Origin of the sequence: Marinitenerispora sediminis (assembly GCF_003336425.1) — a bacterium.
Lineage (GTDB): Bacteria > Actinomycetota > Actinomycetes > Streptosporangiales > Streptosporangiaceae > Marinitenerispora > Marinitenerispora sediminis.
The window spans coordinates 1-24,319 of record NZ_QEIO01000086.1; the positions used below are offsets into that span (position 1 = coordinate 1).

The window sequence follows — 24,319 nt, forward strand, 5'->3', positions numbered from 1 at the left end:
GGACGGTGGGGGCCCGGAGGCGGGCACGCCGAACAGGCCGCCCACAGGTTGTGGATAACTCTGTGGACAGCCGGACGTCAGCTGTGGATGAAACCTGCGGAATGCCCGCCGATCAGGCAGAACGCGGTTAGTGCCACCGTGTGGACAAAATGACCGCGATGATGATTCCGCTGAATCCGATGGCGAGGTTCCAGTTCCCCAGATCCTGCATGTACGGCACCATGGCGCCGGCGATGTAGTACACCGCGATCCAGAGGATGCCGAGAAGGCCGAACGCCACCATCGCCGGCGCCAGCCAACGCGGGCTGACCTTCGGCTTGCTGCTGGTCGGGGGCGGGGTGTAGACGGCCTTCTTCTTGCGATCGCTGCGGGACTTGGGCACGGTCGCTGCTCCAAAAACGAATGGGCCGGACTTCTTCCAGGCGGACACCAGTGTATGCGCCACCCGACTCCGACCGGACGGTACACCTGTCTGGGTGGGAACGCGTCGCGGGTGTTCCCACGCGGAGGCGCGCCCGACCAGGTCGGGCGCGCCTCCCGGCGGGACCGACGGCCTAGTCGCCGTCCCAGTCCTCACGCCAACTCGTCTGGTCCCAGGGGAGGTCGGTCGGCCAGCCCGGCGGCGGCTCCTGGCTGTTGCCGTCACCGTTCCCGTTTCCGGGGGGCGGGGGACTGCTGCTCTCCTCCGGCTGCTGGGCCAGCGTCACCACGACCTCGCTGCCGGGCGGCACCTGCTGCCCCGCTGCCGGGTTCTGGCGGATGGCCCGCCCCGGCTCGACGTCGCCGTTCTCCTCCTGCTCGAACCGGACGGTCAGGTTCTGCCCCTCCAGGGCGGCGCGGGCCTCGCCCTCGGTCATGTTGGCGACGTCCGGAACCTCGACCGTGTTCGGGCCCTCGGAGATCACCAGGGCCACCTGGCTGCTCGGATCGACCGAAGCCCCCGCCTCCGGATCGGTGCGGATGACCCGGTTCGCCTCCTGGCTGTCGGACCTCTCGTAGGTGACGTCGCCGAGCGCCAGCCCGAGGTTCTGCAGCTCCTGCGTGGCCTCGGTCTGCGTCATCCCCGCGACGTCGGGGACCTCGACGGACTCCGGACCGTTGGACACGATGATGGTGATCGTCGTCGTCTCCGACACCGAGCGGCCCGCGGGCGGATCGGTCTCGATGACCTCCCCCTCGTCGACCTCGTCGCTGCCGCGTTCCTCGGTCGTGAGGTTCACGAAGCCGGCGTCCTGCAGCGAGGCCTCCGCCTCCGCCGCGGAGAGCCCGCTGACGTCCGGGATCGGGGTGGTCTCCGTACCACCGCGCAGGAACATCCAGCCGGCGAAGACGAGCGCGCCCAGCACCGCCAGCGCCAGCAGCAGCCACAGCGCCCGCTTGCGGCCGTCACCGCGCCGGTCGTCGTCGTAGGGGTCGTCGTAGTCGTCGTAGCGCCGGCGGTCGTCGTAGCGGTTGTCCTGCACCGGGGGCAGCGTCGTGGTCGCGCCGGCCGGCGTGATGGCCATGGTGCTGGCCTCGGTGGGCATGCCCTGCAGGCCCCGCTGGATGTCGGCCCGCATCTCGCCGGCGCTCTGGTACCGCTCGTCGCGGTCCTTGGCCATGGCACGCAGGACGATGGCCTCGATCCACTCCGGGACCTCGGGGTCGAGCTGCGACGGCGGGACCGGGTCCTCACGCACGTGCTGGTAGGCGATCGACACGGGGGAGTCGCCGGTGAAGGGCGGGCGCCCCGTCAGCAGCTCGTACAGCACGCAGCCGGTCGAGTAGATGTCGCTGCGGGCGTCCACCCGCTCACCGCGCGCCTGCTCCGGCGACAGGTACTGGGCCGTGCCGATGACCTGGGAGGTCTGGGTCATGGTGGCCTGCGCGTCGTTCATCGACCGCGCGATGCCGAAGTCCATCACCTTGACCTCGGCCTGGCGGGTCAGCATCACGTTGGCCGGCTTGATGTCCCGGTGCACGATGCCGTTGCGGTGGCTGTACTCCAGCGCACGCAGGATGCCGTCGGTGATCTCGAGGGTGCGCTCGGGGAGCAGCCGGCGGTCGTCGTCGAGCAGCTCCTTGAGCGTGCGCCCGTCGACGTACTCCATGATGATGAAGGGAATGGAGATACCGTCGACCATGTCCTCGCCGGTGTCGTACACCGCGATGATCGAAGGATGGTTCAACGAAGCCGCGGACTGCGCCTCACGCCGGAACCGCTCCTGGAACGTGTGGTCCCGCGCCAGGTCGGACCGCAGCGTCTTGACGGCCACCAAGCGGTCAAGTCGGAGGTCGCGAGCGCGAAAGACCTCGGCCATGCCACCGCGCCCGACGACCCCGTCGAGCTCGTAGCGGCCACCGAGTAGCCGTGGCTGAGACATGTCGTGAACTAGTCCTCGTATCTCGGCGGTGACGGGGCGCCGCCCGTCACCTAGTGAGCGTCAGTGGTCATGATGCCGTTCGACTCGTCCCCCGTGTTCTGGTCGGGCTGGTCGCCGGTGCCGGGCGGTTCGTCGACTCCGGTCCCCGGATCCTCACCGGTGCCGTCCCCGTTCCCGGGTGGCGGAACGTCTTCGTCGTCGCTGGGGATGCCGGGCGACGCGGGCGAGGGGTCCATGCTGGGCACGGACGGGGACTCCTCGGGGGTGGGGTCGGGGGCCCCGCCCACGGGCGTCCCGGGGTCGACGACGCCGGTGTCGCCGGGAAGCTCGGTCTCGGCGTCGTCGGGTTCGCCGCCGCCGGTGGAACGGCTCGGCGACACGGTCGGCACCGCGCGGTCGGCAGGGTCGTCGCTGTCACCAGCCCCCTCCCGCAGAGCCCCGATCACCACGATGCCCACGATGAGCACCGCGACAGCGGCGATGGCGGCGATGATCGCCGGTCGGCTGGGGCGGCGGCTCGCCGCGGCGTTTCCGGCCAGCCTATCCGAGGTCGCGTCGGCAGCCGGGGACCACGCTGCGGGCGGGGCGGTTCGTCCGGGTTGGGTGGCCGCGGTGCCGTAGGAGGACGGCGCCGTTCCCGTGCCGCCGTAGCCGGCGGCGCTCGCGATCATCGTCTCGTCCACATCGGCGAGGTTCATCGCCGTGGTCGCGCCGTCCGCCGGATCGAGCGCGCCGCGCAGTCGCTGCGCGAGCTGGGCGATCTCGCCGGCCGAGGAGACCCGGTCCGCCGGGTCCTTCTCCAGCAGCCGCTCCACGAGCGCGCGCACCGGCGCGGGCACGTCGTCGGGCAGCGGCGGCGGAGGTTCGCGGGTGTGCGCCAGGGCGAGCGCCAGCGGGGTGTCGGCGGTGAAGGGCGGCCGGCCGGCGAGGCACTCGTAGGCGAGGACGCCGAGCGAGTAGATGTCGGAGGCCGGCGTCGCGGGCTGGCCGGCCGCCTGCTCCGGGGAGATGTACTGGGCGGTGCCCATGACCATGCCGGTCTGGGTGAGCGTCACCGACTCGTTCCCGCGGGCGATGCCGAAGTCGGTCAGCTTGACCGCGCCCTCCTCGGTGACGAGCAGGTTGCCGGGCTTGATGTCGCGGTGCACGACCCCGCGCGCGTGCGCCGCCCCCAGGGCCTGGGCGGCCTGGTGCAGGATGTCCAGCGCCGCGCCGATCTCCAGGCCGTCGTTGCGCTTGAGGATGGAGGACAGCGGCTCGCCGGGGACGAGCTCCATCACCAGGTAGGCGTGGTCGTCCTGCTCACCGTAGTCGAAGACCTGCGCGATCCCCGGGTGGGACAGCGCCGCGGTGATGCGGGCCTCGGTACGGAACCGTTCCCGCGACGTGGGTTCGGCCACCTGCGACGTGTGCAGCATCTTGACCGCGACGGGGCGGTTGAGGAGGGTGTCGGTCGCCCGCCACACCTCGCCCATCCCGCCCGCGCCGATCTGCTCCTCCAGCCGGTACCGCCCGCTGAGGAGGGTGCCGGCCCGGGTGCCGGGCCCGGTCGGACCGGTGTCGGAGGCGCCGTTCCCGCTCACTCGTTGATCACAGCTTCCATGATCGACCTTGCCACCGGAGCGGCGAGCTCGTTTCCGCTGCCGCCGCCGTGCTCGATCACGACCGCGACCGCGACCTGCGGATCGTCCGCCGGCGCGAAGGAGATGAACCAGTTGTGCGTGGCGCCGCTGCCGTTCTCGGCGGTACCGGTCTTGCCGGCCACCTGGATCCCCGGGATGGCGCCGTTGGTTCCGCTGCCCTCCGCGCCCTCGGTGACCAGCAGCATCATGTCCTTGAGGTCCTCGGCGGTGCTGGAGCTGACCGCCTCGCTGTAGACCTCCGGGTTGGCTGAGGTGATCTCGGAGAGGTCGGGGCCCTGGACCGAGTCCACCAGGTACGGCTTCATGACGGTGCCGTCGTTGGCGACCCCCGCGGCGACCATGGCCATCTGCAGCGGGGTGGCCCGCACGTCGAACTGGCCGATGCCGGTCTGGCCGAGCTGGCTGTCGTCCAGGCCGCTCGGGTAGCTGCTGGGCGCGACCGGGACGGGGATGCCCATCTCACCGGTGTCGAAGCCGAACGCCTCGGCCTGCTCGGCCATCTTCTGCTCGCCGAGGCTGATGGCCCAGTTGGCCATCGAGGTGTTGCAGGAGATCTCGATGGAGTGCGCGAGGGAGTCGGGCGAGCCGTTGTTGCAGGGCGCGCCGAACGCGTTCGGCATGGTGCCGCCGGCCGGGAGGTTCAGCACCTCGGGGGCGTCCTGGGTGCTCTCCGGGGTGGCGCCGTCCTCCAGCGCGGCGGCGGCGGTGACGATCTTGAAGGTGGAGCCGGGCGGGTAGGTCTGGTTGAACGCCCGGTTCAGCAGCGGCTGCGCCTCGTCCTGCTCCAGCTCGCCCCAGTTGGCCGCGGCCGTTCCGGAGTCGGTGACGCTGGAGACCGAGTTGGGGTCGAAGGACGGGAGGGAGACCGACGCCAGCACGGCGCCGGTGCTCGGGTCGAGGGCGACCGCGGCGCCGTGCTTGCCCGTGGCCTGGAGGGCGTCCATCGCGGCCTGCTGGGCGGCGGGGTCGATGGTCAGGTTGACCGTGGCGCCCTGGCTCTCCTGGCCGGTGAGCATGTCCAGGAAGTTGCGGACCACCAGGCGGCTGTCCGAACCATCCAAGAAGGAGTTCTCCGTCTGCTCGATGCCGTTGGCGCCCGTGGTGCGGAACGTGCCGACCACGTGGGAGTACAGTTCGCCGCCCTCGTAGACCCGCTGGTACATCTCGCTCTCCTCGTCCAGCTCCGAGAAGGCGACCTGCTCGTTGCCGGCGACGATGGGGCCGCGCGGGACGGTGAGGCGATCGACGTACTGCCGGTTGTTGAGCGGGTGCTCGCGCAGCGACTCGGCCTGGATCGCCTGGATCCAGGTGATGTTCAGCAGCAGCACCCCGAACAGCGCGAGGCTGAACAGCGCCAGGCGGCGGATGGGTTGGTTCATCGTGAGATCACCTGGGTCGCGCCTTCGTCCTGGATCGCCTGCGGGGCCGGCTTGCGGGCGTTGTTGCTCATGCGGACCAGCAGCGCCAGCATGATCCAGCTCGCCAGCAGCGCGGAACCGCCCTTGGCGACGAACGGGATCGTGGCACCGGTCATGGGGATGACCCGCGTGACGCCGCCGATGACCACGAAACTCTGGAAGCCGAGCAGGAACGAGATACCGGACGCGAACATCTTGACGAACAGTTCGCGAGAGGCGAGCGCGATGCGCATGCCCCGCTGCACCAGCAGCGCCAGGGTCAGCAGGATGACCATGCAGCCGGTCAGTCCCAGTTCCTCGCCGAACGCGGTGAAGATGAAGTCGTTCTGCACCTCGGGCACGTTGCCGGGCTTGCCGCCGCCCAGGCCGGTGCCGAGGATACCGCCCTCACCCATCGCGAACAGGCCGCGCACCAGCTGCTGGCTGTTCGCACCCAGCTCGCCGTTGTACACGTCCGGGTCGAAGGCGTTCAGCCAGGTGTCCACCCGGACCGAGAAGTGGTAGACGAGCGGGTAGAGCGCCAGGCAGGCGCCGAAGAACGCCGCGAGCCCGATGATGATCCACGACGAGCGCTGGGTGGCCACGTAGATCATCGCGAGGAAGGTGCCGAACAGCAGCAGCGAGGTGCCGAGGTCGTTCATGAGCGCGACCATGACGATGATGCAGAAGCCCCACGCGACCGCCATGGGCGCGGTGTCGCGCATGCGCGGCAGGTCGATGATCTTCACCGGGCCGATCTTGACCCGGCGGCTGGCCAGCGAGAGGACGTCGCGCTTGGTCACCATGTAGCCGGACAGGAAGATCACCAGGGCGATCTTGGCGAACTCCGAGGGCTGCATGGACCCGAGGCCCGGAATCGAGATCCACTGCCGGGCGCCGTTGATGGTCATGCCCAGGCCGGGGATCAGCGGCAGCAGCAGCAGGACGACGGCGCTGAGCGCCATGATGTAGGGGTAGCGCTGCAGGATCCGCGGTTCCTTGAGGAAGAACACGATCAGCGCGAACACGATCATGCTGATCGCGGTCCAGATGAGCTGGCTCATCGCGCTGCCGTTCTCGGTGTCGCCGGTGGCGTCCAGCAGCCGCCAGATCATCGCGAGGCCGAGGCCGTTCAGGACGGTCGCGAGGGGGAGCAGCAGCGGGTCGGCCCACGGGGCGAAGAACCGGATGAAGACGTGGGCGAGCAGCGAGAGGCCGCCGAAGGTGACACCGTAGGCGAACAGCCCGGGCGGCAGTTCGCCGTTGCGGGTCAGGCCGGCCTCGGCGAACGCGAACAGCGTGACGCCGATCGCGAGCAGCAGCATGACGAGCTCGGCGTTGCGCCGCTTCACGGGGGGCAGCGCCGTGGACAGCGCGTCACTCATTTACTGCCCTCCATTCGGCTCTACGGGATCGCCGGCCGGGGGAACGCCGGTGGTCGAGTCGGGCGCGCCCGGCTGCACCTGGCCGCCGGCGGGCTGGCCGGCCGGCTCCTCGTCGCGCTGCCGGTCGGTCGGACCGCTGGCGCCGCTCGTGGACTGCATGCCGCAGGACGCGGGGTCGGCCTCGCACGCCTGCGCCTTCTCGCGCAGGTCGGCCACGCGGCTGTCGGCCTGCTCGCGGCTGTCGAGGGGGATCGTGGCGGTGACCGCGCTGCGCTCGTTCTCGGGCAGCAGGTCCAGCCGGATGCCGGTGTCCTCGACCTGCTCTGCCAGACTGTATCCGGCGATGTCGGTGTTGATGCCCTGATAGACGGCGACATTGGTCTCGTCGCCGCTCGGACCGATGAAATACTGGCTGTTCAGGTATCTCTGGCCGAAGTAGAACCCGGCTCCCGCTACGAGCGCCACGATCACCAGGAACGTCAGCACCATGGGCCACCACTTCTTGGTGGCGGGCTGCGGCTCGTCGTCGTCGGGCGACGCGGCGGGGATGCGGTCCATCTCGGCCGTGTCGCCGCTGCCGCGGGCGAGGCCCTGGGCGCGGCCGGCGGGGGTGTCGGGGGTCATCAGCGGCTCGCGCCGCTGGTCGGCGGCGCCGACGACGGCGGGAGCGGCCGTGGGGCCCTTGGGGTCGGTCGCGGTGTCGATGACGTCGGCCACCACCGCGGTGATGTTGTCCGGACCGCCGCCGCGGTTCGCGAGGTCGATGAGCCGCCGGGCGGCGGCGTCGACGTTGGCCTCGCCGGCCAGCGTCTCGCGGATGGTCTCGGGGCTGACCACCCCGGACAGGCCGTCCGAGCAGAGCAGGTAGCGGTCCCCGACCTGCGCCTCGCGGACGGAGACGTCGGGGTCGACCTGGCTGCGGCCGTCGAGCGCCCGGAGCAGCAGCGACCGCTGCGGGTGGGTGGCGACCTCGTCCTCGGTGATCTTGCCCTCGTCCACCAGGGTCTGGACGAGCGTGTGGTCGTGGGTGATCTGGCTGAACTCGCCGCCGCGCAGGAGGTAGGCCCGGGAGTCGCCGATGTGGATCAGGGCCATCCGGGCGCCGGACCACAGCATGGCGGTCAGCGTGGTCCCCATGTTCTCCAGGCGGGGTTCCTCGCGGACCCGCTGGGAGAGGCGGCCGTTGGCCTGCTCCACAGCCTGTTCGAGGGACGCCACCATCTCGTTGCCCGGAACGTCGTCGTCGAGGGGCATCAGGGTGGCGATCGCGATGGCGCTGGCGATCTCGCCGCCCGCGTGTCCGCCCATCCCGTCGGCGACCGCGAGGAGGTACGGGCCAGCGTAGGCGGAGTCTTCGTTGCCTTCGCGGAGGCATCCTACGTCGGAGTACGCCGCGTATCGGAGAGCGATTGTCATTTGCGCAGTTCCAGGACGGTCTTGCCGATGCGGATGGGCTGCCCGACGGACACCGGCTGGGGGCGGGTCAGACGCTGCTGGCCGAGGTAGGTGCCGTTCGTCGAACCGAGGTCCTCCACGACCCAGCGCCCGTTGTCAGAATAGATCCGCGCGTGCCGGCCGGAGGCGTAATCATCGTTGATGACCAGCGTCGCGTCCTTGGCGCGGCCGATCACGATGGGGTGGGAGGAGAGATTGAGGGTGGTCCCGGCCAGGGGACCCTTCGTCACGACGAGGGAGCGCGGTTCGTTGCGGCGGCCGCGGGGTGCGGCCTTGGGGCGCCGCGGCTCGGGACTGCGGGCCCGTTTCGTCTTGCGGGGGGCCGAGCCGAACAGGTCGGTGCGGATCACTCCGACCGCCATGATCACGAACAGCCACAGCACCGCGAGGAACGCGAGCTTGATCAGCATGAGGGTCAGGTCGGACAACATTGAAGTGCTCTTTAGCCCCTGTCGTGCTCCGGCTGGGTCTGCGATCGTCGGCGCCGGCGGACGGTCCGTTTCTTCAGGGTCGAACCATGCAACCGCGTCGAAAAGCCAAGTAACCCAATGGACCCGGTTATTGTGCCCGATCGGTCAAGTCTTCGGGAGACAGCCTCCTGAGCCTGCTGGTCAGCTGTTCGACGTGCGGGGTGGACGGTGGGTTCCGGCCCGCTCCGGTGGACGCCGAGCGGTGTCGGGGTCGCCGTTGAGCGGGCCGGGGACGGGGTGGTCGTGCGGTCTAGTCGCGGCGGAAGGTCATGGTGGTGCGGCCGAGGCTGATGCGGGTGCCGTCGACCAGACGGGCCCGCTTCACCTGCTGGCCGTTCACGAACGTGCCGTTGGTGGAGCCGAGGTCGACCAGGACGGCGTCGTCGTCCTCCACCCGGATCTCGGCGTGGTGGCGGGAGACGCCGTTGTCCACCAGGCGGAGGTCGCAGTCGGTTCCTCGCCCCAGCAGCGTCACCTGGGTGTTGAGTTCGAACGCCTGCTGCATGCCCTGGGAGGCCGGGCTGCCGTCCTGGACGGCGCCGCCGGGCGAGATGAGCAGCCGCGGCCGGCCGCGCACGCTCTCGCCGCCGCGCGGGTGGTCGCTGACCGGCTGGCGGATCTCCCCGCTCTCCACGGTGGAACCGCGGATCACGCCCGAGCGGATCCGGAACCGCCCGGTCTGGAGGTCGTCGGCGGCGTCGAACCGCACCCGGACCGGACCGACGAACGAGTATCCCTGTTCGGTCGCGTACTCCCGAGCCAGTTTGGACAGCTCCTGGCCGAGGCTGTCCGAGTAGACCTCCAGCCGCTCCTTGTCCGAGCCGGCGAGCTCGACGACGAAGTCGTTGGGCACCAGGGTGCGGCCCTGGGCGACGATCGCGGCGCGCTCGTCCATCTCACGCTGCACGGCGCTGGCCACTTCGACGGGCTGGAGCTCTGACTTGAAGGCCCGCGCGAAGGTGCCTTCGATCATCCCTTCAAGCCTGCGCTCGAAGCGTTGGAGCACTCCCACGAGGTACCTCCCTTACTCCACTCCCGATGTATGACGATCGTAACCGTGCAAACGTGCCCTCTGTTTCACAATCGCCCCCGCGTCGCTCGGCAAATTCCCTGGGGAACCGGTCCCCGTCAATGTTGCACGACGGGTGTCACGACCGTGCTAGCCTTATGTCTGTCGCCAGGCGGAAAGCCCCGATCACCGGGATAGTCGCAGGCGGCGGACGCGAAGTTGTTCCAGAGTCGCGAGTCCCCCGGGCGGGTGGCGGAACGGTAGACGCGCACGGTTCAGGTCCGTGTGTCCGAAAGGATGTGAGGGTTCAAATCCCTCCTCGCCCACACAGACGCGGAGTCGTCATCGAGCCCTGAGTCAGCACGGACAGCCGTGGGACCAGGGCTCTTCTCGTTCCCGAAACCTTCGGCGGCGCGAACCTCGTGGCCTGAACCGGACGCGGTTCCGGGGCTCCCGACGTCGGCTATGTCACATCGGCGCCGACCGCCTGGCCGGGCCGTGTCGCGGCCGGGAGCCCACGCGGTGCGCCCCGGCCGCCGCTCGGACGGCCGGGGCCGTAATCAGTCAGTCCTGCGGAGGCAGCAGCGCGCCCGGCTGCTCCCAGCGGTCGATCTCGCAGCCATCGGATCGGCGGAAGGTGCTGTCGACCTCGGTACCGCCCATCCGGCCGGTGACGGTGGCGACCTCGGGGCCGCCGTAGACGAAGGTGCACGCCTGCGAGTCCGGGACCGGCTCGAACACGTCGGTCCCGGCGTCCGCCAAGTCGGCGCAGGCCGCGTCGGGGTCGGGGTGGTCGCCGCCGGCGGGCGAGCAGGTGAGCGTCCACGTGTCCGGCGCGAATCCCTCGATGACGGGCTCGCCCTCGGCGTCGAGGGAGAGTTCGATGGTCAGTTCGATGTCGGCGGGGTCGGTCGCGGGGCCGTCCGCGGAGTCGTCCGCCGAGGCGGAGGAGCCGGAGTCGGACGGGGACGGGGAGGCTTCGGCGGACGGGGGCGCGGAGCCGTCGGAACTGGGAGACTCGTCCTGGGCGGCGACCTCGGTCGCAGCGCCGCATCCCGCGACCAGGAAGCCGAGGGCCGCGAGCGTGGCGGCGTGCGCCAGTGCCGTCGTCGGGATGTGTGTACGCATAACCTGTTGGACGCGGCCGGCCGGCGACGGGTTCCCCGTTCGTGTTCGTCCTGCCACAGATCGTGATACGAGGAGTTTGTCGGGATGTTTGGTGTGAACGTGCCGGTCGTCGAGGTGAGCGCGGTGCCCGGCGACGGCTACCTGCTGGACGTCCGGGAGCAGGACGAGTGGCGCGCCGGACACGCGCCGCATGCGGTGCACATCCCGCTGGGTGAGCTGGCGCAGCGCGCCGGCGAGGTCCCCCGGGACCGCCAGGTCTACGTCATCTGCCGGGTCGGCGGCCGCTCGGCTCAGGCGGTGCAGGCCCTCAACGACGCCGGATGGCGCGCCGCCAACGTCGCGGGCGGAATGAGCGCGTGGGCGCTCGCCGGCCGGGAGATGACGAGCGAGACCGACGCCGCGCCCGAGGTGATCTAGAGCCGGCCGGCCTCGCGGACTCCCCGGCTAGGCGCCCTCCTCGAAGGCGCCCGGGTGCTTGAAGCGTTCGAGCGTGAGCAGGTAGCGCTTGGCGTCCGGGCCGCCGGCGTAGCAGCCGACCTCGGCCGGGTAGTCCTCCGGAACGATCCGGTGGCAGGGCAGCAGCACGCAGATGGGATTGGTGGCCAGGGTGTTCGCCACCGCCCGTCCGGCGTTGCCCCGGCCGATGCGTTCGGCGAGCCGGGCGTGCGTGAGCGTGGCGCCCCAGGGCACGTCGAGCAGCGACCGCAGCACCACGCGGCCGAAGTCGCTGGTCAGCCGGAGGTCGAGCGGGATGGAGAACGACGTCAGCCGGCCCTCGAAGTAGGCGTTGAGCTCGCGGCGCACCGGGTCCAGCCGGTTCTCCTGGCGGCCGATGTCGGCGGAGACCGCGCGGGAGAGCCGGGGCAGCACGCTGTCCTCGGAATCGAACGAGCAGGAGACCAGGCCGCGCTGGGTGAGGGCGAGGGTCAGGAAGCCCACCGGGGTCTCGGCGGTGCCGATGACGACGTCGTGCTGGGCCGGGCGGACGGTCGGCCGCGGCCGCGCCGGCAGCGCGGTGGACGCCGCGGGGGTGGTGGCGGTCGCCCGGATCAGGGCGTCGAGGTCGCCGTCGACCTCCTCCGCGCCCCTGGTCGCGCCGTGCCAGCCGCTCCGCCCCTCGCGCCACGTCCTCGTCACGTTCGCCCCTCGCATCGCCACCACTCTCCGCCCGACGGTGCTTCGAGAATGGCACGGAACGTGCCGGAAGCCGTGGATCCCCGGTCCACCGGCGGGGCGCCGCGGGCACGGGATGGGACCAACCTCGGTATTCGTATGCCGTAGACAGGGCGCGAAATGGCACTATGACGACGTGAGTCCCGAGTCTGCTGCCTTCAACGCCGACGCCGTGTTGGCGAGCGCGGCCGATGCCGTCGTCGCGGTCGACGTCGAGCTGCGGGTCGTCATGTGGAACCCGGCGGCGGAGCGGATGTTCGGCTGGCGGGCCGAGGAGGTCACCGGCGGTCCGGCGCCCATCGTGCCCGATGAGCTGATGGCCGAGCACCACGCGGTGCTGGAGCGGGTGCGCGCCGGCGGGCCGCTCTCCATTCTCAGCCGGCGGCTGCGCCGCGACGGCGCGGTGGTCGACGTCCGGATCGACACCAGCTGCCTGACCGGCCCCGACGGCAGGCCGTGCGGTTGGGTGAGCGTCCTGCACCCGCACCAGGACGCCGGCACCGTGCAGAGCCACATGGCCGAGCGCGCCCGCCTCGTGCGGCGGCTGACCGACGTCGTCGCCGACATCAACGCCGACCTCGACCTGTCCGCCGTACTCGACCGCATCGCGCACAGCCTGACTGAGCTGACCGGGGCGGACGCCGGAGGGTTCGTGCTCATCGAGGACGACCAGCTGCGCCTGGTCAGCCTCACCCAGCTCTCCGACCACCTGCGCGGCTACACCGCGCCGCTGGAGTCGAGCCTGTTCGGCGAACTGCTCCGCAGCGGGAAGAGCGTGCTGCTCGCCACCGACGACACCCGTTCGCTCGGCGACCTCATCTGGGCCGACCTGGAGGGGCTGCACACCATCGCGCTGGGGGTGTCCAACGTGCAGGGCCGGCCGTACGGGGCGCTGTACGCGCTCTACAGCCGCCGCAAGGTCGGCCATCTGGAACTGGAGCTGCTGGAACTCCTGGCCGCGCACGCCGGGGTGGCGCTCGGCAACGCTATGGCCTACCAGGAGATGGTCCGCCAGCGGGCGCACGAGCACGCGGTGGTGGACGCCAGCGCCGACGGCATCGCGGTGCTCGACCCGGCCGGCCGGGTGCGCAAGTGGAACCGGGCGGCGGCGGAGCTGACCGGGTGCGGGTTCGGCGACGCGGTCGGCCACCCGCCGCCGTTCCCGCTGCCCGCGCGGCCGGGCGAGCGCATCAAGCACCGGCTGGAGAGCGGCCGCTGGCTGGAGGTGCTGATGGCCGACATCCCGGAGACCGACGAGCGTGTGGTCGACTTCCGGGACGTCACGCAGGCCAAGGCCTTGGAGGAGGAGAAGGACCTGTTCCTCGCGACCGCCGGCCATGAGCTGCGTACCCCCATCACGGTGGTGCAGGGCTTCGCCAACACGCTGGTGCGGCGCTGGAAGGAGCTTGACGACGACGCGCGGCGGTCGGCGGTCGGCACGATCGCGGAGCGGTCCACCAAGCTCGCCCACCTGGTGGAGAACCTGCTGCTGGGATCGCTCGCGGGCAACGGGCAGCTGCGGTCGGCGAACGTGCCGTTCGACCTGCGGCGGCTGCTGCGGGAGTCCGCGGTGGCGTTCCAGCCGGCCTCCCGTACGCACCTGCTCCGCCTCGACCTCCCGGAGGAGCTGCCGCCGGTGACCGGGGACCCGGTCTCGACCGACGTCATCGTCGGCCAGCTGCTGGAGAACGCGTTCAAGTACTCCCCGGACGGCGGCGCGGTGACGGTGCGGGCCGGGGTCGAGGGCACCGGCGTCGTCGTCACGGTCGAGGACGAGGGCATCGGAATCCCGCCCGAGGACCGTGAGCGGGTGTTCGACCGGTTCGTGCAGGGGGAGACCGGCGACCGCCGGCGCTTCGGCGGCATCGGACTGGGGCTCTACATCGTGCGCCGCCTGGCCCGCGCCCAGGGCGGCGAGGTCACCGCGCACGGGAACGAGCCGCGCGGTACCCGGATGAGACTCACACTACGTTCGGTGCCGGACGGAGCCTTGGGGCCGGCGTGACGTGCTGGAAGTCCGGTCCCGGGTGCTCACGGGGAGCCCGAGGGGGCCGCGAGGCCGCCGGGCTGGGGGATCCGGTGAGCAGGGCGGGTTTCTTCATGGAACGAACGGGGCATTTCGGCCCTGGTGAGAATCCGAAGTGAGACCACGCCGCCGGTCGCGCCGCTCGTCGCCGGCCGTCCGGCCTGCCGGAGGGCCGGTTTCGAGGCCGGCCCCGACCGGGGCGCGTCGGCACCGGGGACGCCGCCGCGCACCGCGCCGGTCCGCCCCACGCCGCACGCACGCCGGGGAACAGGAGATGGACGTGTCGAAAGCCGTGCTGCTGCCACATGTGCCGTCGAGTGTCACCGCCGCGCGCCGGTACCTCTGCTCCGACCTGCGCGCCCGGGGCGTGCGGGGAGCCGTGGTCGAGGACGCCGCCCTGATCGTCAGTGAGCTCCTGAGCAACGCGCTGCGGCACGCGGCGCCGCTGCCGCCCCCCTTTCCGCCCGATACGGTGCAGATGGCCTGGCACTTCGCACTGCACGGAATGGACGGCGGCTGGGTCGAGATCTCGGTCTGCGACGGCGGCGCGGACACCCTGCCGCGGGCCGCCTACCCCTCGGCGGCGGCGCTGGGCGGGCGCGGGCTCGGGATCGTCCAGCGGCTCGCCGCCAAGTGGGGGACCGAGGTGGACGACACCACGACGACGGTCTGGGCCGTCGTCGAACTGCCGGCGCAGGGCCCGTCAGAGACCGGGGCGCAGACCGATCCGGGGACGGTGATGCGGCCGGCGGACGGGGCGGGAGGAGGGCGCCCGAACGGGTTCCATCCGGCGCCCCAGCGGTCGAGAGCCTGACGTTTCCCCGGATCAGCGGCTTCTAACCCCGCGTGGCCAAGTCGTGTCACGAAACACCGCGGACGAGGTGGCTACCGCCCCTCCCGACCGCTACAGTCTCGACTGTGGAGTTGAAGATCTCAAGTCAGTCTCAGGCGGATTACGCGGTGGTTGCCGTTCGCGGTGAGATTGATCTTTACACGGCACCGCATCTGCACAGCGAGCTCGTCGCCACCGTGGACGAGGGCGCCGGCCGTCTCCTCGTGGACATGTCCCGGGTGGACTTCTGCGATTCCACCGGTATGAACGTCCTGCTCTCCGCCATGAAACGGGCGCGCGAGAAGGGCGGCGACCTCGAACTCGTGGCTCCCAAGCCCTCGGTGATGAAGATCCTGCAGATCACCGGGCTCGACGCGGTCTTCACGATCCACGCGTCGACCGACGCCCTTCCCGTCACGGCGGGCACCAGCGCCGCGAAGTAGACCGGCAGGACCGATATGAACGCTGCCCCCGACCGGCAGGACAACGTCGCGGTCGTCATCGCGGCCAAGGACGAGAGCGACCGCATCGCCGCCACCGTGCGCGCGGCCCGGACCCTGCCGGGTGTGGATCTCGTGCTCGTCGTCGACGACGGTTCCACCGACGGCACCGCGGCCGTCGCCGCCGACGCCGGCGCCCGGGTGCTGCGGCACAGCCGCAACAGGGGCAAGGGTGCGGCGATGGAGACCGGCGCGGAGGGCGTCCGGCTCATCGAGGCGCACGAGACCGCCGCCGGATCCGCGGCGGATCCGCGGCACCTGCTCTTCCTGGACGCCGACCTCGCCGACACCGCCGCACAGGCCGCTCCGCTGGTCGCGCCGGTGCGCGACGGCGAGGCCGACATGACCATCGCGCTCTTCCCGGCCACCCGCATGCGGCTCGGCGGCCACGGTTTCGTGGTGCGCCTGGCCCGCGAGGGGATCCGGCGGGCCACCGGCTGGGAGGCCGAGCAGCCGCTGAACGGGCAGCGCTGCCTCACCCGTGCCGCGTTCGAGGCGGCGCGGCCGCTCGCGCCGGGGTTCGGCGTGGAGACGGGGCTGACCATCGACCTGCTGCACCGCGGATTCCGTCTCCGCGAGGTGGAGGTGCCGCTGGAGCACCGGGCCACCGGCACCGACCTGCGCGCGCAGCTCCACCGCGCACGGCAGTTCGCCGACGTCGGGCGGGCGCTGGCGGCCCGTGAGCTCGGACCCGCCGCGGTCCGCGGGATGCGCCGCGTCGAGGACGGGGTGCGCGACACCGCGCGGACGGTTTCGCGGCGTATGGCGCGGATACGACGCGATCAACGCGCGAAACACGAGGAGTATCCGGACGCGAACCGTCCGTAGCCATTAGTCTCACAGTGTGCTATCTACGATCCTGGCCGGTGCCGCCGTACTGCTGGGAGTGGTCGGGCTGCTCCTCGGCGTCATCGCACTGATCCGATCTCGCAGGGCCGTCGACGACTGCCGGACCGAACTCCGGCGCCTGCTCCCCGACGCCAACGGCGTCGACGTCAGGGCCATCCGCGATGTCGCGGCGGTCCGTTACGACGCTCTGGAGGAGATGTCCGGGGCACGCTCCTTCTCCCTGGCCATGCTGAACGCCGCCGGCGACGGTGTCGTGCTGACCTCCATCAACGGGCGGACCGAGTCCCGCACCTACGCGAAGATCGTCGAGCAGGGCAGCGCGGCCGAGGCGCTCTCTCCGGAGGAGTACCGGGCCATCCGGGCCGCCCGGCTCGGGCAGGGGCCGGGGTACGCCACGCCGCTGGGCGACAGCGTGCCGGGCACCGCCGCGTACGCTCCGGCCCGGCCGGCCGCCGGAGCCGTGCCCGAGCAGGCCGGGCCGGAGCGGCCGGCGGAGCCGGCGCCGTCCCGCGTGGGCGAGGGGGCCGGCGGCGAGCGGACCGCTGCCGAACCGGGCGGCCCCGACCCCTCCAGCCGCTGACGGTCTGCGGCGGGTCGGCCCGACCTGCGCCGTCGGGGCCGATCAGCGGTATAGCCTGCTGCTATGCCGAACCGCTACGCCTATCTGGGGCCAGAAGGCACCTTCACCGAGGCCGCGCTCCGGGAGCTGCGGCCTGACGCCCCCGCGGAGGCGCGAGTGCCCTGCGGCGGGGTGGAGGCGGTGTTCGCGGCCGTGCGCGGCGGAGCGGTCGACGGCGGGGTGGTCCCGCTGGAGAACTCGGTGGAGGGCGGGGTGCCCGCGACGACCGCCGAGCTGATCGCGGGGGAGCCGCTGCTCATCTCCGCCGAGGTGACCGTTCCGGTGGAGTTCGCCTTATTCGCCCGCGAGGGCGTCGGGCTCAGCGATATCAAGCGGGTGGCGACGCACCCGGTCGCGCTGGGGCAGTGCCGCGGCTGGCTGGCGGGCAACCTGCCGGACGCCGAGACGACCACGGTCTCCTCGACCGCCGCCGCGGCCAAGGCGGTGGCCGACCCCGGTTCCACCTTCGACGCGGCCATCTCCGCGCGGATCGCGGGCGAGCGCTACGGGCTGCACGCCGTCGCTGACAACGTCGGCGACCGCTCCGAGGCCGCCACCCGGTTCGTCTTCCTCACCCGCCCGGGCCCGCTGCCCGAGCCCACGGGTGCCGACCGGACCTCGCTGGTCGCCTTCATCACCGACGACCACCCGGGGGCCCTGCAGGAGCTGCTGAACCAGTTCGCGCTGCGGGGGGTCAACCTCACCCGGTTGGAGTCGCGGCCCACCGGTGCCGGCCTCGGCCGGTACTGCTTCTGCATCGACGCCGAGGGGCACGTCGCCGAGGCCCGGGTCGGCGAGGCACTCATGGGGCTGCGCCGGATCTGCGCGGACGTCCGGTTCCTCGGCAGCTATCCGCGTGCGAGCGGAGCCGCGGTGCACGTGCCGTTCCCGCCCACGTGGAGCACCACCAACGCCGACTTCGACGAGGCCGAGCGCTGGTTGGCCCGGGTCCGGGCCGGCCGGGTCGGCTAGCTACCGCCGCGCGCGGGCCCCGGTGCGCCCCTGTTTTCCGGGCCATCGCACGACACCGGTGGCCGGACCGATATCGGGAGCGGCCGCGCGGGACTTCGGCGACGGCCCGCCCCAAAGGCGTGATCCGGCCGTTGAATGTGCACAGCAGTGGGTACGGGCTGTGGATAACCCTGTGGATATCCGGGGATAACAAGCAGCGGTCAGAAACGCCTGTGGATAAACATCAACTTTTGGCCGGATGCGGCCAATCGGTGGCGAGGGTGCGGCCGTAGCGGTCGGTGCCGTGTTCCGGACCGAATTCACGGTCCCACCTGCTGTCGCCCGTACCAAGGGGACACGCCTGCCGGTCGCCGAATCGCCTCGCCGCAGGTGCCGGACGCATTCGGTCCACGCCTTCGACAAGGAGCAGCGACATGACCACAGTCATCCCGTACCTGTGCGTGCGCGACGCCGCCGCCGCACTGGACTTCTACCGGATCGCCTTCGACGCCGTCGAGGACGCACGCTGGACCGAGGACGACGGGCGGATCGTCCACGCGCAGTTCACGATCGGGGAGGCGACCTGCTTCGTCGCCGACGAGCACCCCGAGATCGGGGTGCGCGCCCCCTCGGCCTACGGAGGCACGCCGGTGTCGCTGGTCCTGCGGGTGGCCGACGCTGACGCCACGGTCGCGCGGGCGGTCGCCGCCGGCGCCACGGTCGAGCAGGCGGTGGCCGACCACCCCTACCACGAACGTCGAGGGTGGGTGGTGGACCCCTTCGGGCACCGGTGGGCGGTCAACAGCCGCACCGAGGAGGTCACCGAGCAGGAGCTGCGGGAACGCATCGGCGAAGAGCGCGGGTCCGCGATCTCCCAGCACAGAGAGTGACTCAGGTCACCGGAATCGGGGAAGAACCCAGGAAGGCTCACCCGACACGGAGGATGAGGATGTCCGCGGCTACGATCCTCAGATCGTTTCAGCACCACAAGGTCGCCCTGCTGACGACCTACCTCAGCGACGGCCTCAGCGCCGTCAACACCCCGGTCCGCATCGTGGTGGACGGCGACCGCGTCATCTTCCGGAGTTGGGAGGACTCGGAGAGCGCCAACCGCATCCGGCACCACCCCGAAGTCGACCTGCGGCCGTGCACCTTCCGCGGCGCACCGATGGGCAAGCCGGTCCGGGCGTCGGCACGGCTGCTCGAAGGCGCGGAGGCGCAGCAGGCCGCGCGTGTTCTCGGCCTGCGGCAGCCAGCGGTGCAGCGCTGGGCCGTGCCGCTCTCGCACCGGCTGCTGCGCTACCGCACCCTGCACTACGAGCTGCGGCCGCTGATCGTGGAGGAGGTCGAGAGCGCGGAGGGCTGGCCGGACTGAGCCCGGACGGGCACAGCCGCCGGGCACAGCCGCTAGCTCACCCGCAGCGGCATGACCAGGTAGCGGAAGTCAGGCCGGCCGCCCTCCTCGGAGGGGACGCCGGAGATGACGACCGGCTTGGTCGGGGCGGTGAAGTTGAGGTACGCGGTCTCGCTCTCGACGCCGCCGATCCCGTCCAGCAGGTAGCTCGGGCTGAACGCGACCCGCATGTCGTCGCCCTCGTACTTGGTCTCCAGCGCCTCCAGCGCCTGGGCGTCGTCGCCCGAGCCGGCCTCCAGAACGACCTCGCCCTGGGTGAACGAGAGCCGCAGCGGAGTGTTGCGGTCGGCCACGAGCGCCACCCGTTTGACCGCCTCGGTCAGCGGCGCCGTGCTGATCTCGGCGCGGGCGTCGAACTCGGTGGGGAAGCGCGACTCGTACTTGATGAACTCGCTGTCGATCAGCCGGGTGGTGGTGCGGCGGCCGCCGGTCTCGAAGCCGATCATGCCCTCGCCGCGCGACGCGCCCCCGGAGCCGATGGTGGACAGCGCGATGTCCACGTTGGAACCGGGCACCAGTGCGCGCGCGGTCTCGGCGAGCGTGCGGGCCGGTACCAGGGCCGAGGCGGTCAGATCGGCCTGCGCCGGACGCCACCACAGATCGCGGACCGCGATGCGGTAGCGGTCGGTGGCGGCCAGGGTGAGCGAATCGCCCGAGAAGGCGACGTGGATGCCGGTGAGCATCGGCAGGGTGTCGTCGCGGCTGGCCGCCGGCGCGACCTGGCGCACCGCGGTGCCGAAGGCGTCGCCGCCGATGGAGCCGGTGACCTTGGGCATGTCGGGGAGCCGGGGGTAGTCCTCCAGCGGCAGCGTCAGCAGGGTGAACCGTGCGCTGCCGCAGGTGACGAGGACCCGCGAGGCGTCGGAGGCGACCTCGACGGGGTGCGGCGGCAGGTTGCGGGCGATCTCGGCGAGCAGCCGGCCGGAGACGAGGATGGCGCCGGGCTGGTCGACATCGACGTCGACGGCGGCGCGCGCCGAGACCTCGTAGTCGAAGCTCGACAGCCGCAGCCGCCCGGACCCGGGGTCGGGGATCTCCAGCCGCATCCCGGCGAGCACCGGGACGGCGGGACGGGCGGGCAGCGCACGCGCGGTCCAGGCCACGGCCTCGGCGAACGCGTCGCGGTCGACTCGGAACTTCACGCCAGCCTCCAGTGGTGGTCGCATGCGATGACCCGACTACCCGACACCGTACCCAGCACCACCGACGTTCCCGGAGGTTTTCCACAAGAGGCCGCCGGGGCACGCGGGCTGGCCGTCGCAGCGCCCCCTCCCGTGTCCTCGCGCGGCGGACACGCGGGCGGATCCGGTCGGCTACGATCGCAGTCGGGATCTCGTCGGTCCCCTCTGGAGGGTTCGCATAGCGGCCGAGTGCGGCGCTCTTGAAAAGCGCTAGGTCGGTAGCCCCGGCCTCGTGGGTTCAAATCCCACACCCTCCGCCACCACGCACGGCTTCGCTCCCGGCAGAGTGCCGCTCCACCGGGAGCGAGGCCGCGCCGCGTTCCAGGGGCGGGCTCAGCGCCCGCCGCGGCCCGAACCGCCCCGTCCGCCGTCCAGCCCGCGGTCCAGCCCCGCCCGGCGTAGGGCGTCGGCCATCGCGCCGCCGGGGCTGTCACCGGACCGGCCGCGGCCCTGGCGCCCCGACCCGCCGCGGTCGCGGCGGCCGGCACCGGAGCCCGGCCGCGCCTGCCCGGACCTGGGCCGCTGGTCACCGCCGTCGGTGGGCGCCGGCTCGTCGTCGAGCCGCAGCGTCAGCGACACGCGCTTGCGCGGGATGTCGACGTCGAGCACCTTCACTCGCACGATGTCGCCGGGTTTGACCACGTCGCGGGGGTCCTTGACGAAGTTCTTCGACATCGCCGACACGTGCACCAGCCCGTCCTGGTGCACACCGACGTCGACGAAGGCGCCGAACGCGGCAACGTTGGTGACGACGCCCTCCAGCACCATGCCGCGCGTCAGGTCCCCGATCTTGTCCACGCCCTCCCGGAACTCGGCGGTCCGGAAGGCCGGACGGGGGTCGCGGCCGGGCTTCTCCAGTTCCCGGAGGATGTCGGTGACGGTCGGCAGGCCGAACGTGTCGTCGACGAACTCCGCCGGCCGCAGCGCCCGCAGCGCCGGACCGTTGCCGATCAGCCCCTTGATGCCGCCACCGGTGGCCGCGAGGATTCGCCGCACCACCGGGTACGCCTCGGGGTGCACACTCGACGTGTCGAGCGGGTCGTCACCGCCGGGGACGCGCAGGAAGCCGGCGCACTGCTCGAACGCCTTCGGTCCGAGCCGGGGCACGTCCTTCAGGGCGGTGCGGGACCGGAACGGCCCGTGGGCGTCGCGGTGCAGCACGATGTTGTGCGCCAGACCGGCGCTGATGCCCGACACCCGGGTCAGCAGCGGCGCCGACGCGGTGTTGACGTCCACCCCGACGCCGTTCACGCAGTCCTCGACCACGGCGTCCAGCGAGCGCGAGAGCTTCGTCTCGGCGAGGTCGTGCTGGTACTGGCCGACCCCGATCGACTTGGGATCGATCTTCACGAGCTCCGCCAGCGGGTCCTGCAGGCGGCGGGCGATCGACACCGCGCCGCGGAGCGAAACGTCGAGTTCGGGCAGCTCCTGGGCGGCGTAGGCGGAGGCCGAGTAGACGGAGGCGCCGGCCTCCGACACCACGATCTTGGTGAGCTTGAGATCGGGGTGCAGCCGGACGAGGTCGCCGGCCAGCCGGTCGGTCTCCCGGGAGGCGGTGCCGTTGCCGATCGCCACCAGCTCCACCCCGTGGGCGCGGGCTAGCCGGGCGAGGACGTCGATCGACTCGTCCCAGCGGCGGCGCGGCTCATGCGGGTAGATCGTCTCGGTCGCCACCACCTTGCCGGTGGCGTCGACCACCGCGACCTTCACGCCGGTGCGGAACCCCGGGTCGAGCCCCATGGTCGGGCGGGCACCCGCCGGCGCGGCGAGCAGCAGGTCGCGCAGGTTCGCGGCGAACACCTCGACCGCCTCGTCCTCGGCGGCCTGCCACAGCCGCATCCGCAGGTCGACGTCGAGCCGGACCAGCACGCGGGTGCGCCACGCCCAGCGGACGGTGTCCAGCAGCCAGCGGTCCGCGGGGCGCCCGGCATCGGAGATGCCGAAGCGATCGGCGATGCGACGCTCGTAGTCGCTGGGGCCGGTCTGCGGCGTCCCGGAGGCGGATTCCTCCTCGGGCTCCAGGGTGAGGTCCAGGACCTCGTCCTTCTGGCCGCGGAACATCGCCAGAACGCGGTGCGACGGGAGCTTGGTGAAGGGCTCGGCGAAGTCGAAGTAGTCGGCGAACTTGGCGCCGGCCTCCTCGCGGCCCTCGCGCACGCGCGAGACCAGCCGGCCGCGCGTCCACATGGTCTCGCGGAGCTCGCCGATGAGGTCGGCGTCCTCGGCGAAGCGCTCGACGAGGATGGCCCGCGCGCCGTCCAGCGCCGCAGCGGCGTCCGCGACGCCCTTCTCCGGATCGGCGTAGCCGGCGGCCGCCTCCCGCGGGTCCACCGCGGGGTCGGTGAGCAGGAGGTCGGCCAGCGGCTCCAGGCCCGCCTCGCGGGCGATCTGGGCCTTCGTCCGGCGCTTGGGCTTGTACGGGAGGTAGATGTCCTCCAGCCGGGCCTTGGAGTCGGCCGCCATGATCCGGGCTTCGAGGGCGTCGTCCAGCTTGCCCTGCGCGCGGATCGAGTCCAGGACCGCCGTCCGACGCTCCTCCAGCTCGCGCAGGTAGCGCAGCCGCTCCTCGAGCAGGCGCAGCTGGGTGTCGTCGAGCGTCCCGGTGGCCTCCTTGCGGTAGCGGGCGATGAACGGCACCGTGGCCCCGCCGTCGAGCAGCTCGACGGCCGCCACCACCTGGTGCTCTCGGACGCCGAGCTCCTCGGCGATCCGCTGACTGATGATCATCGTCACGTTGCTGTCACATTCCTGGTACGCCTTGCTCAGATGGATCCGGGATGCATTGTGCAGGGCACGGCCCCCGGTTGTCGCCTCGCGGCGCGCCCGCGCCCGGTCACCGCGGCCAGGCGAACGCCTCGCCGACGGTGGCGGCGAGCTGCAGGTAGGCGTCCCGGGTGGCGGCGTGCATGCGGTCCAGATCGACCTCGGCGCCCTCCTCCAGGTGCGAGTCCCACGGCACCCGGACCACGGCCCGGCACCGGCTGGCGAAGTGCTCCTCCAGCCGGTCCAGGTCCACGCTGCTGCGTCCGCCGGCGCGCACCATGGACAGCACCACGACCGCGCCGCGCACCAGGTAGCCGTACTCGTGGGCGTCCAGCCAGTCCAGCGTGGCGCTGGCGCTGCGGGCGCCGTCCACCGACGGGCTGGACACCAGCACGATCTGGTCGGCCAGCCCCAGCACGCCGCGCATCGCGGAGTGCAGCAGGCCGGTGCCGCAGTCCGTGAGGCAGATCGAGTAGAAGTGCTCCAGGAGCCGCGAGACCTCGCGGTAGTCGGCCTCGCTGAACGCCTCGGAGACCGCCGGGTCGCGGTCGGAGGCGAGGATCTCCAGGCGGCTGTCCGCCTGGGAGGTGAAGCCGCGGATGTCGGCGTAGCGCTGGATCAGGACCTTCTCGTTCAGCAGGTCGCGGATCGTGGCCGCGGTCTCCAGCCGCACCTTGTCCGAGAGCGTGCCCCGGTCGGGGTTGGCGTCCACCGCGAGCACGCGGTCGCCGCGCAGGCTGGCCAGGGTGGCACCGAGCGCCACGGTGGTGGTGGTCTTGCCCACGCCGCCCTTCAGGCTGAGCACCGCGACCCGGTGGTGTCCGCCGGCGACCTGGGTCTGCACGCGCGCCACGAGCTCGCGGCGCCGCAGCTCGTTCGGCGACTCCCCGGGGTGGACCAGCCCGAACGTCGCGGAGTGCACGATCCTGCGCCATCCCGACGACGGCGGCTGCCGCCGGCTGCGGACCAGCGTCTCGGCACGCAGTGCCTCGGAGGTCTCGCGGACCGGCGGGTTGTCCCGGGCCTCGTCCTCGGGACGGCGGTAGCTGGGCTGCCCGGTCGGCAGCTGGTCGAACGGGCCGGTCGACGGCGCGGCGGGCGGCGGGCCAGCGGGGTAGGGCGGCCGCGGCGGCTGGTCCGCCGGCGGCCAGCCGCCGCGGC

22 protein-coding genes and 2 tRNA genes are annotated in these 24,319 nt (G+C 71.9%); 11 read left to right on the top strand and 13 right to left on the bottom strand.

Annotation, left to right across the window (positions count from 1 at the left end; translation table 11 throughout):
* Window positions 1-127: 127 nt before the first annotated feature.
* The 8 genes from DEF28_RS16670 to DEF28_RS16705 form a co-directional block, all read right to left on the bottom strand.
* Window positions 128-382, bottom strand: a complete 255-nt coding sequence (locus DEF28_RS16670) for a cell division protein CrgA (RefSeq protein ID WP_114396851.1) — start codon at window positions 380-382, stop codon at window positions 128-130.
* Window positions 383-554: 172 nt separating this feature from the next.
* Window positions 555-2,363, bottom strand: coding sequence for a Stk1 family PASTA domain-containing Ser/Thr kinase (gene pknB / locus DEF28_RS16675; RefSeq protein ID WP_114396852.1), 1,809 nt, complete (start codon window positions 2,361-2,363; stop codon window positions 555-557).
* A 50-nt stretch (window positions 2,364-2,413) separates the two neighbouring features.
* Complete coding sequence (locus DEF28_RS16680; protein ID WP_114396853.1) at window positions 2,414-3,946, bottom strand: serine/threonine-protein kinase; 1,533 nt, start codon at window positions 3,944-3,946, stop codon at window positions 2,414-2,416.
* A complete protein-coding gene (locus DEF28_RS16685; protein ID WP_114396854.1) occupies window positions 3,943-5,385 on the bottom strand; it encodes a peptidoglycan D,D-transpeptidase FtsI family protein in 1,443 nt (480 codons plus the stop codon). Before DEF28_RS16685 ends, DEF28_RS16680 begins: the two co-directional genes overlap by 4 nt.
* Window positions 5,382-6,788: an FtsW/RodA/SpoVE family cell cycle protein gene (locus DEF28_RS16690; protein ID WP_114396855.1), complete on the bottom strand. Its 1,407-nt coding sequence runs from the start codon at window positions 6,786-6,788 to the stop codon at window positions 5,382-5,384. The genes DEF28_RS16685 and DEF28_RS16690 overlap by 4 nt, the downstream gene beginning before the upstream one ends.
* Entirely contained in the window at window positions 6,789-8,204 is a 1,416-nt protein-coding gene (locus DEF28_RS16695; protein ID WP_114396856.1) for a Stp1/IreP family PP2C-type Ser/Thr phosphatase, read from the bottom strand.
* Entirely contained in the window at window positions 8,201-8,671 is a 471-nt protein-coding gene (locus DEF28_RS16700; RefSeq protein ID WP_114396870.1) for an FHA domain-containing protein FhaB/FipA, read from the bottom strand. Before DEF28_RS16700 ends, DEF28_RS16695 begins: the two co-directional genes overlap by 4 nt.
* 292 nt (window positions 8,672-8,963) lie before the next feature.
* The gene (locus tag DEF28_RS16705; RefSeq protein ID WP_449405544.1) at window positions 8,964-9,725 is read right to left on the bottom strand and encodes an FhaA domain-containing protein; all 762 of its coding nucleotides are present in this window, start codon (window positions 9,723-9,725) and stop codon (window positions 8,964-8,966) included.
* A gap of 240 nt (window positions 9,726-9,965) precedes the next feature.
* Here DEF28_RS16705 and DEF28_RS16710 point away from each other — a divergent pair.
* A tRNA-Leu gene (locus DEF28_RS16710) sits at window positions 9,966-10,048 on the top strand.
* Window positions 10,049-10,286: 238 nt separating this feature from the next.
* Here the strand turns inward: DEF28_RS16710 and DEF28_RS16715 are convergent.
* Complete coding sequence (locus tag DEF28_RS16715) at window positions 10,287-10,850, bottom strand: SSI family serine proteinase inhibitor (protein WP_114396857.1); 564 nt, start codon at window positions 10,848-10,850, stop codon at window positions 10,287-10,289.
* A gap of 84 nt (window positions 10,851-10,934) precedes the next feature.
* Between DEF28_RS16715 and DEF28_RS16720 the strand changes: the two genes are divergently transcribed.
* Window positions 10,935-11,267, top strand: a complete 333-nt coding sequence (locus tag DEF28_RS16720) for a rhodanese-like domain-containing protein (RefSeq protein WP_114396858.1) — start codon at window positions 10,935-10,937, stop codon at window positions 11,265-11,267.
* A gap of 27 nt (window positions 11,268-11,294) precedes the next feature.
* Here the strand turns inward: DEF28_RS16720 and DEF28_RS16725 are convergent, their stop codons facing one another.
* Window positions 11,295-11,987, bottom strand: a complete 693-nt coding sequence (locus tag DEF28_RS16725; protein ID WP_158562858.1) for a methylated-DNA--[protein]-cysteine S-methyltransferase — start codon at window positions 11,985-11,987, stop codon at window positions 11,295-11,297.
* A gap of 172 nt (window positions 11,988-12,159) precedes the next feature.
* On the opposite strand from DEF28_RS16725, the gene DEF28_RS16730 reads away from it, so the two are divergent.
* The 8 genes from DEF28_RS16730 to DEF28_RS16765 all read left to right on the top strand — a co-directional run bounded on the left by DEF28_RS16730 (window position 12,160) and on the right by DEF28_RS16765 (window position 19,175).
* Window positions 12,160-14,028, top strand: a complete 1,869-nt coding sequence (locus tag DEF28_RS16730) for an ATP-binding protein (RefSeq protein ID WP_181874235.1) — start codon at window positions 12,160-12,162, stop codon at window positions 14,026-14,028.
* A 295-nt stretch (window positions 14,029-14,323) separates the two neighbouring features.
* Window positions 14,324-14,863, top strand: a complete 540-nt coding sequence (locus tag DEF28_RS16735; RefSeq protein ID WP_114396861.1) for an ATP-binding protein — start codon at window positions 14,324-14,326, stop codon at window positions 14,861-14,863.
* Between the two features lie 104 nt (window positions 14,864-14,967).
* Window positions 14,968-15,324, top strand: a complete 357-nt coding sequence (locus DEF28_RS16740; protein WP_114396862.1) for an STAS domain-containing protein — start codon at window positions 14,968-14,970, stop codon at window positions 15,322-15,324.
* A 15-nt stretch (window positions 15,325-15,339) separates the two neighbouring features.
* Window positions 15,340-16,209 carry a glycosyltransferase family 2 protein gene (locus DEF28_RS16745; protein ID WP_114396863.1) on the top strand — a complete coding sequence of 290 codons (870 nt, stop codon included), beginning with the start codon at window positions 15,340-15,342 and terminating at the stop codon, window positions 16,207-16,209.
* Between the two features lie 16 nt (window positions 16,210-16,225).
* A complete protein-coding gene (locus tag DEF28_RS16750) occupies window positions 16,226-16,810 on the top strand; it encodes a DUF4446 family protein (RefSeq protein WP_181874236.1) in 585 nt (194 codons plus the stop codon).
* A 63-nt stretch (window positions 16,811-16,873) separates the two neighbouring features.
* Window positions 16,874-17,821 (top strand): prephenate dehydratase, encoded by a 948-nt coding sequence (gene pheA, locus DEF28_RS16755; RefSeq protein WP_114396864.1) that lies wholly within the window; start codon window positions 16,874-16,876, stop codon window positions 17,819-17,821.
* Between the two features lie 413 nt (window positions 17,822-18,234).
* Window positions 18,235-18,690 (top strand): VOC family protein, encoded by a 456-nt coding sequence (locus DEF28_RS16760; RefSeq protein WP_114396865.1) that lies wholly within the window; start codon window positions 18,235-18,237, stop codon window positions 18,688-18,690.
* A gap of 59 nt (window positions 18,691-18,749) precedes the next feature.
* Window positions 18,750-19,175, top strand: a complete 426-nt coding sequence (locus DEF28_RS16765) for a PPOX class F420-dependent oxidoreductase (RefSeq protein WP_114396866.1) — start codon at window positions 18,750-18,752, stop codon at window positions 19,173-19,175.
* Window positions 19,176-19,207: 32 nt separating this feature from the next.
* On the opposite strand, the gene dnaN is transcribed toward DEF28_RS16765, so the two are convergent.
* Window positions 19,208-20,356, bottom strand: coding sequence for a DNA polymerase III subunit beta (gene dnaN / locus DEF28_RS16770; RefSeq protein ID WP_114396867.1), 1,149 nt, complete (start codon window positions 20,354-20,356; stop codon window positions 19,208-19,210).
* A 206-nt stretch (window positions 20,357-20,562) separates the two neighbouring features.
* Between dnaN and DEF28_RS16775 the strand changes: the two genes are divergently transcribed.
* Window positions 20,563-20,655, top strand: a tRNA-Ser gene (locus tag DEF28_RS16775).
* Between the two features lie 73 nt (window positions 20,656-20,728).
* On the opposite strand, the gene DEF28_RS16780 is transcribed toward DEF28_RS16775, so the two are convergent.
* Both DEF28_RS16780 and DEF28_RS16785 read right to left on the bottom strand, forming a co-directional pair.
* Window positions 20,729-23,128 (bottom strand): Tex family protein, encoded by a 2,400-nt coding sequence (locus DEF28_RS16780; RefSeq protein ID WP_309485804.1) that lies wholly within the window; start codon window positions 23,126-23,128, stop codon window positions 20,729-20,731.
* Between the two features lie 100 nt (window positions 23,129-23,228).
* On the bottom strand, window positions 23,229-24,319 hold a 1,091-nt coding region (locus DEF28_RS16785; protein WP_233515357.1), incomplete at its 5' end, for a MinD/ParA family ATP-binding protein.

Bases quoted from the DNA above. Each gene is read 5' to 3' on its own strand.
- DEF28_RS16765 (WP_114396866.1), top strand. From the start codon at position 18,750: ATGTCCGCGGCTACGATCCTCAGATCGTTTCAGCACCACAAGGTCGCC.
- DEF28_RS16690 (WP_114396855.1), bottom strand. From the start codon at position 6,788: ATGAGTGACGCGCTGTCCACGGCGCTGCCCCCCGTGAAGCGGCGCAAC.
- DEF28_RS16720 (WP_114396858.1), top strand. From the start codon at position 10,935: ATGTTTGGTGTGAACGTGCCGGTCGTCGAGGTGAGCGCGGTGCCCGGC.
- pheA (WP_114396864.1), top strand. From the start codon at position 16,874: ATGCCGAACCGCTACGCCTATCTGGGGCCAGAAGGCACCTTCACCGAG.
- pknB (WP_114396852.1), bottom strand. From the start codon at position 2,363: ATGTCTCAGCCACGGCTACTCGGTGGCCGCTACGAGCTCGACGGGGTC.
- DEF28_RS16745 (WP_114396863.1), top strand. From the start codon at position 15,340: ATGAACGCTGCCCCCGACCGGCAGGACAACGTCGCGGTCGTCATCGCG.
- DEF28_RS16760 (WP_114396865.1), top strand. From the start codon at position 18,235: ATGACCACAGTCATCCCGTACCTGTGCGTGCGCGACGCCGCCGCCGCA.
- DEF28_RS16695 (WP_114396856.1), bottom strand. From the start codon at position 8,204: ATGACAATCGCTCTCCGATACGCGGCGTACTCCGACGTAGGATGCCTC.
- DEF28_RS16715 (WP_114396857.1), bottom strand. From the start codon at position 10,850: ATGCGTACACACATCCCGACGACGGCACTGGCGCACGCCGCCACGCTC.
- DEF28_RS16685 (WP_114396854.1), bottom strand. From the start codon at position 5,385: ATGAACCAACCCATCCGCCGCCTGGCGCTGTTCAGCCTCGCGCTGTTC.
- DEF28_RS16735 (WP_114396861.1), top strand. From the start codon at position 14,324: ATGGACGTGTCGAAAGCCGTGCTGCTGCCACATGTGCCGTCGAGTGTC.